This is a genomic window from Neobacillus notoginsengisoli, assembly GCF_003515685.1.
In the GTDB taxonomy this organism is placed as follows: domain Bacteria; phylum Bacillota; class Bacilli; order Bacillales; family Cytobacillaceae; genus Bacillus_D; species Bacillus_D notoginsengisoli.
The window spans coordinates 223638-232654 of the sequence record NZ_QWEG01000008.1 but is presented as its reverse complement, the minus strand read 5'-3'; the positions used below and the strand labels follow the sequence as shown (position 1 = coordinate 232654).

Annotated in this window: 12 protein-coding genes; 2 read left to right on the top strand and 10 right to left on the bottom strand. The window is 44.0% G+C overall.

What is annotated here, in order from left to right:
* Positions 1-7 precede the first annotated feature (7 nt).
* The 8 genes from D1B31_RS14125 to D1B31_RS14090 form a co-directional block, all read right to left on the bottom strand.
* Complete coding sequence (locus D1B31_RS14125; protein WP_240035268.1) at positions 8-742, bottom strand: TraX family protein; 735 nt, start codon at positions 740-742, stop codon at positions 8-10.
* A 194-nt stretch (positions 743-936) separates the two neighbouring features.
* Entirely contained in the window at positions 937-1761 is an 825-nt protein-coding gene (locus tag D1B31_RS14120) for an urease accessory protein UreD (protein WP_118921423.1), read from the bottom strand.
* A 1-nt stretch (position 1762) separates the two neighbouring features.
* Positions 1763-2374: an urease accessory protein UreG gene (gene ureG / locus D1B31_RS14115; RefSeq protein ID WP_118921422.1), complete on the bottom strand. Its 612-nt coding sequence runs from the start codon at positions 2372-2374 to the stop codon at positions 1763-1765.
* Positions 2375-2398: 24 nt separating this feature from the next.
* Entirely contained in the window at positions 2399-3085 is a 687-nt protein-coding gene (locus D1B31_RS14110; RefSeq protein WP_118921421.1) for an urease accessory protein UreF, read from the bottom strand.
* A complete protein-coding gene (gene ureE, locus D1B31_RS14105) occupies positions 3078-3533 on the bottom strand; it encodes an urease accessory protein UreE (RefSeq protein WP_118921420.1) in 456 nt (151 codons plus the stop codon). Before ureE ends, D1B31_RS14110 begins: the two co-directional genes overlap by 8 nt.
* A 10-nt stretch (positions 3534-3543) precedes the next feature.
* Positions 3544-5256 carry an urease subunit alpha gene (ureC, locus tag D1B31_RS14100; RefSeq protein ID WP_118921419.1) on the bottom strand — a complete coding sequence of 571 codons (1713 nt, stop codon included), beginning with the start codon at positions 5254-5256 and terminating at the stop codon, positions 3544-3546.
* Positions 5253-5579, bottom strand: a complete 327-nt coding sequence (gene ureB / locus D1B31_RS14095; protein ID WP_118921418.1) for an urease subunit beta — start codon at positions 5577-5579, stop codon at positions 5253-5255. The genes ureC and ureB overlap by 4 nt, the downstream gene beginning before the upstream one ends.
* Before the next feature lie 19 nt (positions 5580-5598).
* Positions 5599-5901 carry an urease subunit gamma gene (locus tag D1B31_RS14090; RefSeq protein ID WP_118921417.1) on the bottom strand — a complete coding sequence of 101 codons (303 nt, stop codon included), beginning with the start codon at positions 5899-5901 and terminating at the stop codon, positions 5599-5601.
* Positions 5902-6315: 414 nt separating this feature from the next.
* Between D1B31_RS14090 and D1B31_RS14085 the strand changes: the two genes are divergently transcribed.
* The gene (locus D1B31_RS14085) at positions 6316-6540 is read left to right on the top strand and encodes a hypothetical protein (protein ID WP_118921416.1); all 225 of its coding nucleotides are present in this window, start codon (positions 6316-6318) and stop codon (positions 6538-6540) included.
* 460 nt (positions 6541-7000) lie between these two features.
* Positions 7001-7363 carry a group I truncated hemoglobin gene (locus D1B31_RS14075; RefSeq protein ID WP_118921415.1) on the top strand — a complete coding sequence of 121 codons (363 nt, stop codon included), beginning with the start codon at positions 7001-7003 and terminating at the stop codon, positions 7361-7363.
* 88 nt (positions 7364-7451) lie between these two features.
* On the opposite strand, the gene D1B31_RS14070 is transcribed toward D1B31_RS14075, so the two are convergent.
* Both D1B31_RS14070 and D1B31_RS14065 read right to left on the bottom strand, forming a co-directional pair.
* Positions 7452-7940, bottom strand: a complete 489-nt coding sequence (locus tag D1B31_RS14070) for a hypothetical protein (protein ID WP_158587550.1) — start codon at positions 7938-7940, stop codon at positions 7452-7454.
* A gap of 166 nt (positions 7941-8106) precedes the next feature.
* Complete coding sequence (locus tag D1B31_RS14065; protein WP_118921413.1) at positions 8107-8496, bottom strand: cupredoxin domain-containing protein; 390 nt, start codon at positions 8494-8496, stop codon at positions 8107-8109.
* Between the last annotated feature and the right edge of the window lie 521 nt (positions 8497-9017).

Sequence of the window (9017 nt, the reverse complement as noted above, 5' to 3'; positions counted from 1 at the left end):
CGACTAGTTAAAAAATTATATATCTCAAAATATACAACAGGACCAGGTGAACCGGGTAGAAAAGGTAGAATCCCCATTTGATTAAATTGGATTTCCTGCCACGTTCCCCATTGTATAATAGCAGTAATGGAATGACCAAAAAGATGCCAAAGCGGAAGAAAGAGTCCAATCCCATCGAAAGGATGCCGGGGATAATATAGAAAACCGTGCCAATGGTTACATAGCTAAGCATTTGCATTTTGAAATTGCCCCGGAAGATGCCGAAAAACAAAATCCATAGCACCGCGATATAATTCCAGTCGGCTGTCCAGGCGAGCGCACAGCATAACCCGATCAACATGGCTTTTGCCGCTAGGGGAATTTTCGACTTCTGGCTAATATTCAGCGCAAAAAGCCCCATCAACAAGGACCAGAGGACACTTGTCGCCTGCCACCATTCTAGCCCTAAATACATGACAAAAGGAAAGTGTGAAATGACGGCAAAATAAAAAAGGCGGCTCGAATACTTCTTGAAATTGGACGTATAAAAATATCCTTCGGCAATGAAGTAACACATAATAGGTGCGGCGAGTCTCCCAGCAGTACGTACGATGCTGTCCAAAGTTGAGCCATCGGCAAGCAGCCAAATCGCTGTGTGGTCAAGTATCATTGCAATGATTGCAATCACTTTAATGGTGTTTGAGTTCAAAACTCGCATACTAATCGCATTCGATCTTAATGTACCAACGTTATGTATTTCCAACCCCTACACTCCTATTCTGTCGTTTTGCTTAATCGGTCCCCAACAGTTACTATTCCTTTCTAGGATGCTCGCTAAACATATTTTTCGACATGAAAAACTTCACTATGTTGGAAATACATAGAATAAGTCGTTTTATATCCTTTCTTGTGGAATTTGAAACCCGGCAGTTCACTAGAATGCTGCCGGGTTTTCGTTCAGTATTTTCGTAAAGACGCGGGTTCGTTCCCAAACCATTCGTTCCTGATTAGACGATGGCATTTGTTAAAAGCCTGTTCGATGATTTGCGTATTATTTGATAGAATCCGGATGGTGAAGCCAGGAACGGCCAGTCTCGAAATCCCCATTCTGTATTCATCGGATGACGGACAGAGCGACTCATATATTTTGTCAATCAATTCATCGGTCGTTTGTTCCCCAACGACGATCATGGAACCGAGATGCGTAGTTCCTTCCATGAATCCGAGCGAGTTCATATCCTGCTTGCCGGGCTGCAATTTCACATGATCATAGAGAAGCAGCTTTTCGTCCACATACACTTCATTGATTAGCTGCAGCGTGTCATAGCTGAAATCCTCGCCCTCCGGACTCCACCCAGGAGTAAGAATGTCGGAATACAACAGGGCGGAACTGCCATCAAGGTGGAAAACATTTTTTTGTTTGTATTTTGCATCTTTGTAAGCGATGAGTGGATCTGGCAAAAACTCCAGATAGCTCTTGTCTTTCAAAAACACCTCGGTCACTTGGTATGCATGGTCCTTCGGAGTTTTATAGACTTTTGTCGAAGATTGTGTTGTCAACGTCGCCTGGGCTTGGTCTTTCAATGAGACCCGGATGTGGTAGCGGTCGCCATCCAGGTATCCGCCACCAGGATTTAAAATGTAATAACAGACATGGCCGTTATCTTCTAGATAGAAGGGGCGCATAACTTTCAAGGCTCCTTTAAAAAAAGCCCGATTGGCAATCGTCCGCCCTTTCTTCTCTATCAGTTCCATGTCGAGAACGCCTGTCATTTGATCCATTCTAGGCCAATCCTTTAAGCAATGCGTTTTGCTGAATCCACTCAATGACTTGATCTAGTCCTTCGTCATTTTTCAAGTTCGTAAAGACAAACGGCTTGTCGCCACGGAACTGTTTCGTATCCTTTTCCATGACCTCAAGGCTTGCACCGACATGTGGAGCCAAATCCGTTTTATTAATTATGAATAAATCCGATTTGATCATTCCTTGGCCGCCCTTGCGAGGAATCTTTTCGCCTTGTGCGACGTCAATGATATAGATAGAGAAATCGACCAATTCAGGACTGAACGTAGCCGCGAGGTTGTCTCCGCCGCTTTCTACAAAAATCAGTTCCAGATCCGGATAGTTTCTCTTCAATTCCTCAATCGCTGCGGAGTTCATTGAAGTATCCTCACGAATCGCTGTATGCGGGCATCCGCCTGTTTCCACACCGATAATGCGGCCGTCCGGCAATACACCGTTCTCGGTTAAAAATTTTGCATCTTCTTTTGTATAAATGTCGTTCGTCACGGCAGCCATGCTCACTTCTCCATCCAAATGACGGGTGAGTTTTTCGACAAGCATTGTTTTTCCTGCCCCGACGGGTCCCCCTACTCCAATAATCACTGGTTCCATAAAAATACACTTCCTTTTCTATACCTATGACATAAAAATTCGTACATTTACGCGCTCATGTTGCATTTGCGATAACTCAAGCGCCGGGCAGACGACTCCAAAGTCAGATTCGTCCAGTGAATTGATTTTCTCCGTCGCTTCGATCAAAATATCTTGAAATTCCTTGATCGCTTTCTGGCCGTCCGTTTGTCCAAGCGGGATGGCCCGTACTGCATTTTGCACAAGGCTTGAAACGACGGAATATAAATAGAACAAAATGGTTGAGTCGGACCTGACCTTTAAGTGATGCCCGACAATGGTGAACACGATGGCCGGGTGTCCGTACGACACTCGGTCCCGAATCCGGCTTTTGTACGTGGCCAGCAGAGGAATCTCATATAAGGTTTCCACTAAAGACAGCATCCGTTCTCCGACTCTTTGGGTTCCGTCCCGTGTTTCTCTTGCTGCGTTTTGGGCAAACAGCATCTGATCAAGCTCCCAGATTTTCTCAAGGTCGTTTTCTTCAAGCGCTTCATAGACGAGCTTTGCGGCGAAGCCGTCCGAATAGACAAGCTGTTCGTTGAGATACACGCGAAGCCATTCCATGAACGTTTGTTTGTCATGGACTTTGTCTTCCTGAATATACGTTTCCAAGCCATATGAATGACTGAATGCTCCGGTTGGCAGGGTCGAATCACAAAGCTGGAAAAGTGAAAGTGTACTTTTATGCATGGCTATGCCCTATATGGCGGAATGCCTCTTTCACTTTCCGTTCTTCGCGTGTATATGGAATGTCTAACTGCTGAAGCAATTCCTCAACTAGATAGTCATATTGAACGAGCATGTCATTTTCTTCGAACTGCGCGGGGAGGTGGCGATTCCCCAGCTGATGGGCGATTACACCCATTTCCCGGATGCCGCGCGGGGAAATCACCAATAAATCATCGGAGAGCACATCAATGATGATGAGATTGTTGTCATCCATGTACAACACATCGCCAGCCAACAAGTCACGTGGTTCTTTCAGCCTAATCCCGATATCTGTTCCATGATCGCTTTTAACCCTTTGAATTCTTTTCACCAAGTCCGCGCTCTCGAGGTACACCTTTTCGATATGGCGCGCCTCAAGCTCGTCTTTATTTAAATCCTTAATATTCGTTACAATCTCTTCAACCAACAAGCCTCTCACCTCAAAATAGGAAATAGCGTTGCCCCATCGGCACTGTATCGATCGGTTTGGAAGTGATTAGTTCACCGTTCACCCGAACCTCGTATGTCTGTGGATCCACCTTCAACTCCGGTGTTTCGCCATTTAACTTCATATCCTTTTTAGTCAAATTCCGGATTCCTTTGACTGGCGCAATTTTCTTTTGCAATTGGAGTTTTTCATGCACTTTGTCGTCATAAGCAGCCTGAGAGATGAATGTGAATGCCGTACTTGTCAGAGCCCTGCCGAATGCTCCGTACATTGGGCGATAAATGTATGGCTGAGGTGTCGGTATCGATCCATTTGGATCTCCGATGACGCCTTGGACAGCGAAGCCGCTTTTGATCGTCATCTCCGGTTTTACGCCAAAGAATGCCGGGTCCCAGAGGATGATGTCAGCGACTTTTCCTACTTCGATGGAGCCTACATAGTCCGAAATTCCGTGCGTAATCGCTGGATTGATTGTATATTTTGCGACATACCGTTTCACCCGGTTGTTGTCAGAACGCTCGGAGTCTCCTTCTAAAGGTCCCCGTTCCTTCTTCATCTTGTCGGCGACTTGCCAAGTACGGAGGACGACTTCACCAACCCGGCCCATCGCTTGGGAATCTGAACTTGTCATACTGAAAATTCCCATGTCTTGCAGCACATCTTCAGCAGCAATGGTTTCCCGTCTGATCCGGGAATCGGCAAACGCGATATCCTCCGGTACGGATGGATTCAGGTGATGGGCAACCATCAACATATCCAAATGCTCATCAAGTGTACTGTCCGTGTATGGCAAGGTAGGTGTTGTCGAAGATGGCAATACATTCATGTAGCTCGCCGACTCGATCAAATCCGGTGCGTGCCCGCCGCCAGCTCCTTCCGTATGATACATATGGATGACCCGATCCTTTAAGACGGACATCGTATTCTCAACAAATCCGCTCTCATTCAAAGTGTCTGCATGAAGCGCGACTTGGACGTCGTATTTGTCGGCCACTCGCAATGCATGGTCAAGGGCGGACGGAGTTGCACCCCAATCCTCATGTATTTTCAAGCCAATGACGCCTGCACGTACTTGTTCAATCAGTGGTTCCTCTGACGCTGCCTGTCCTTTCCCTGTCAGTCCAATATTGATTGGCAGCCCGTCAATCGCTTCGAGCATGCGATGGATATTCCATGCTCCCGGGGTTGAGGTTGTCGCTTTCGATCCAGTTGCAGGGCCTGTTCCTCCTCCGATCAGCGTTGTCAATCCGGACGCAAGCGCTACCGGTACTTGATCAGGGTTGACGAAGTGGACATGTGTATCAATTCCGCCCGCCGTGACGATTTTCCCTTCCCCCGCAATGATCTCTGTTCCGGATCCGATGACAATATCAACTTTATCCATCGTCAACGGATTGCCCGCTTTGCCGATTCCGGAAATTTTCCCATCGCGAATCCCGATATCCGCTTTGTAAATACCTGTATAATCCAAGACGATCGCATTGGTGATGACCGTATCCGCTATTCCGTCCTCGCGTGTGGCCAGCGGATTTTGTCCCATCCCGTCCCGGATGACTTTCCCGCCGCCAAAAACGGCTTCGTCCCCATATGATGTGAAGTCTTTCTCAATTTTGATATATAAATCTGTATCAGCTAGACGGACGGAGTCTCCTGTTGTCGGCCCGTACAGATCGGCATATTGTTTTCTTGACATTCTGTAACTCACTTATTCTTACACCCCTTTTCGACTGATCCTTCGACTGCATTATGGAACCCGTACACCCGGCGTTCCCCCGCATAGCAAACCAACTCAATCGTTTTCTGATCTCCCGGCTCAAAGCGAACCGCAGCTCCTGCCGGAACGTTCAATCGCTTCCCGAAAGCTTCCTCCCGCTCAAATTCAAGGGCCTCATTCGCTTCGTAAAAATGATAGTGAGAACCGACTTGAATCGGGCGGTCTCCCGTATTCTTTACGGTAATATGGGTTACTTCCCTTCCTTCATTTGCGATGATGTCTTCATCGGCCAAAAAGTATTCGCCTGGTATCATGATGGTTCCCTCCTGCCGTTTATTTAATTGGGTTATGAACCGTGACTAACTTTGTGCCATCAGGGAATGTCGCTTCCACCTGGACATCCTTTATCATTTCAGGAACTCCCTCCATCACATCTTCACTTGTCAGGATGGTGGCTCCGTATTGCATCAATTCCGCAACCGTCTTGCCGTCGCGGGCTCCTTCAATCAACTCATAAGTAATCAAGGCGACAGCCTCTGGATAATTTAATTTCAGCCCGCGGCCCTGCCTTCTTCTGGCTAAATCAGCGGCAACGACGATCTGGAGCTTATCTATTTCTCTCGGTGATAAATACATCCTAAAACCCCTCCCTTACTCGTTCTATCACCCACTACCTTGAGATACCCTGTCTGAAATTAGCGAAACTTGTCGAACTTTAGATTAGACAGAAGTGCCTATTTTCCTATGGAAAGAAGTTCTTTTTTCTTGGGAGGTTAGAATGAAAAAGGGGAATCCGATGTATTTTTAGGTTAAAACGGTTTATTTTGCGGGTAGAATAGTAGGTCATTTGACCATCGTTTTACATAAGACGAAAGCTGCAGCAGAGAGTGAAAAAAGAGGAAGGGTGATTTTGCAAAAGGCACCTGGAGGATTGCGGAGACCGGGAAATCTTTGGTGGAATTTTTAGACCTCATAAACGGAAGATTATCCAACTCTGTTAACGGGTAACGAGGGAATGTTGGCACGATATCTCATCAGGAGGGATGACAGATGATTGAAGACTTTAAAGTAAACAAATTGTTTGAGGGACAAATCCACAACCACCATCAATTTAAATTGAACGTACACGGAAAAGATTATTTAGGGCTGGTCAAAGAGGAGAGTAACGAGATTCTCTGGTTTCACCCTTATCCCACCCGCCACTTGGAAGACGAACTCGTCGAACAGATCGAGTCGCACGTGCACAAAAAACTCAAACAACACATGGAAGAATAAAATGACGATCTGTATTTGTGGATGACAACTAAGATCAGGAAAAAGCATTTTTTGTCCGAACCTTGGGCAAAAAAATCCGATAGAAAAAGAGCTTGAAAATTTTCAAGCTCTTTCCTGTTGTGTGTATAAAAGCGTGGGTAAATTTGGATAAAGATGTCAAATAATGATTCCTGCAAAATTCCCTTTTAGTACTTCTTTCCCGTTTTGTTTTTACAAAAAAGATGCCTCAATCGCTGTTCCATTCTTTTCTGTCCTTTCATATTTTTCAATTTTCACTTCACACATGATGAGGACTTTTTTCGTTAGTGCAGTTCAAACTGCCTTTTTGCCAATAATTAGCGTTTGGAATGGCATGATTTAGGCTATTATTCAGTAATGTCTCCTGGTATTTGAGTGGGGCCTTTTTCGTTGCAACGCAGCTGGACATGAGATGAATGAATAAAGAAGGAGATGGATCATCATGGAACAAACCCTTTATGAGAAAATAGGCGGGGAAGAAGGGATTTCAAAGGTAGTAGATTACTTTTACTCTAAGTTAGTCTTAAAGGATCCAACCGTTCAGCAATTTTTCGAAAACACTGATATGGAGGAACAAAAACGTCATCAAACCAAATTTATTAGTTTTGCGCTCGGTGGACCTAACCAATATTCGGGCAATTCCATGGCAAAAGCACATGAAGGGATGAACCTAAAACCCGCTCATTTTAATGCCATTATGAAACATCTTCACACCGCCCTCGCACACTTTGGAGTCAATGAAGCCGATATCGATTCCGCGTTAAGCAAGGTAGCTTCACTAAAGGATGATATTGTTTACAAATAGAAATGAAGATCTCCTTTATACTTTTTTTGCTGAAGAGCAGCTGCCTTAGGGCAGTTTTTTCATGACCCTGCTCCCATTCGTTTATGAATTAATTTCTTTTATATTCAATTGTTATTAAACCTGTGCTGTCTTCACTTCTTTGAATGAGAATATCAACCTTATTTCCCGGTGAAATTTCCACCTCAAACCCTATCTCATCCTTATTTTCAACGTAAGAATAACTCAGAACTTCTCCTCTATTTTTCATTGAATCAAGCTCCGTTTTATAAAAATCCAAAAAATATGTATCACTTACATAAGTCGAATAGATAGGAGAACAAGCTTCCTCTTTTCCAAGAAACACAGTTCTTTTAGGGAGTGGAATGGCTATTTCCTTTACCTCAACTCCATAGTCTTCACACACAAAGTCTCTACTTGGAAACACATAGCTTTTGACAAAATTATTAAACTCCAGGTTCCAAAAATAAAGCTGAATGATTATAAAAATCGGAAGTGAGATAGATAAGAATATTTTAGTCATTCTCTTATTTGATTTAAATCTAACTATAAGCCACGTAATGATGATTACAGCTAACATTATGATTGAATAAGGTATGTACAATAGATTTCCCGCCATGATCCCTGTTCCACCCCAATGACAAACACTTTTGCCTTATCCTTTTCGATTATTTTTGCAAAAGTCCTCCTTCTGACCTTTAGCAAAATAAAAAAGAGCTACCGCAGTAGCCCTTATTGACTCATTGTTATTTGACGATTACTGTTCCAACCATTCCCTCTTGAAAATGGTACCGGCAAATCAGCTCGTATGTACCTGGCTGATTCGCTTTCACGGTAATGGTTTTTTCTTGTCCCGCCGGAACGACAGCATCAATTCCGAGCTTTTGCACTGTAAAGGTGTGCTCTTTCGTCCCATTGTTTTTCAATACAACCTTTGTCGTTCTTCCTTGGCGAAGATTAATCACTTTCGGGTTGAAGAAATCATCCCTCAACTCGACCCCAACCGTTTCCCTTGATTCAATTGGCTGAGTCGTGATAACGATTTCGGCAAAAGCACTCAGTGGGCCTGCAGTTGTGATAGCCAGGATCAGCGCGAACAAAACGGCAAATCCAGCGACTCTTTTTTGCAAAAACATTGGCAATCCCTCCTTTTATACGACTATTTTTTCCAAACTGCGAGATATTATCAAAAAAAATTGGGTTTCTAAAATAGCGAAATTACTTGTTATTTGCCGTTTTTGTTCATCGTCCTAGCAGTTTTTTATTTCTGTGCACGAAAATTGTTAAAAAAGCAATTGAAAACGCCGGCCAACCTTGTTTTATCGGGTTGGTCGGCGTTTTTTTGCTAATTTAAGGAAAAATATATCTGGTGGGAGGGGTAAAAACAAGGTGAAGCTCTCTTTCTATGGGGGGCCATTATTTTTATCGGTCACTTTTTTAGTTTTATCAAAAAATTTTCGGCGGATATCAATAAAATTTTCATTATATCAATAAATTTCACAGGGATATCCGAGTCTGTCAAAATTTCGTCACAATTAGCGCTCCTACTCTGAGGGTTTTCATGTCTGCCAATTAGGTCAGTGTCTGGAACGGGGTACAGCTTCTCCTGTACCTAGCTTTATAAATATGTTAATCACTGTCCGAACACCAGACTTCC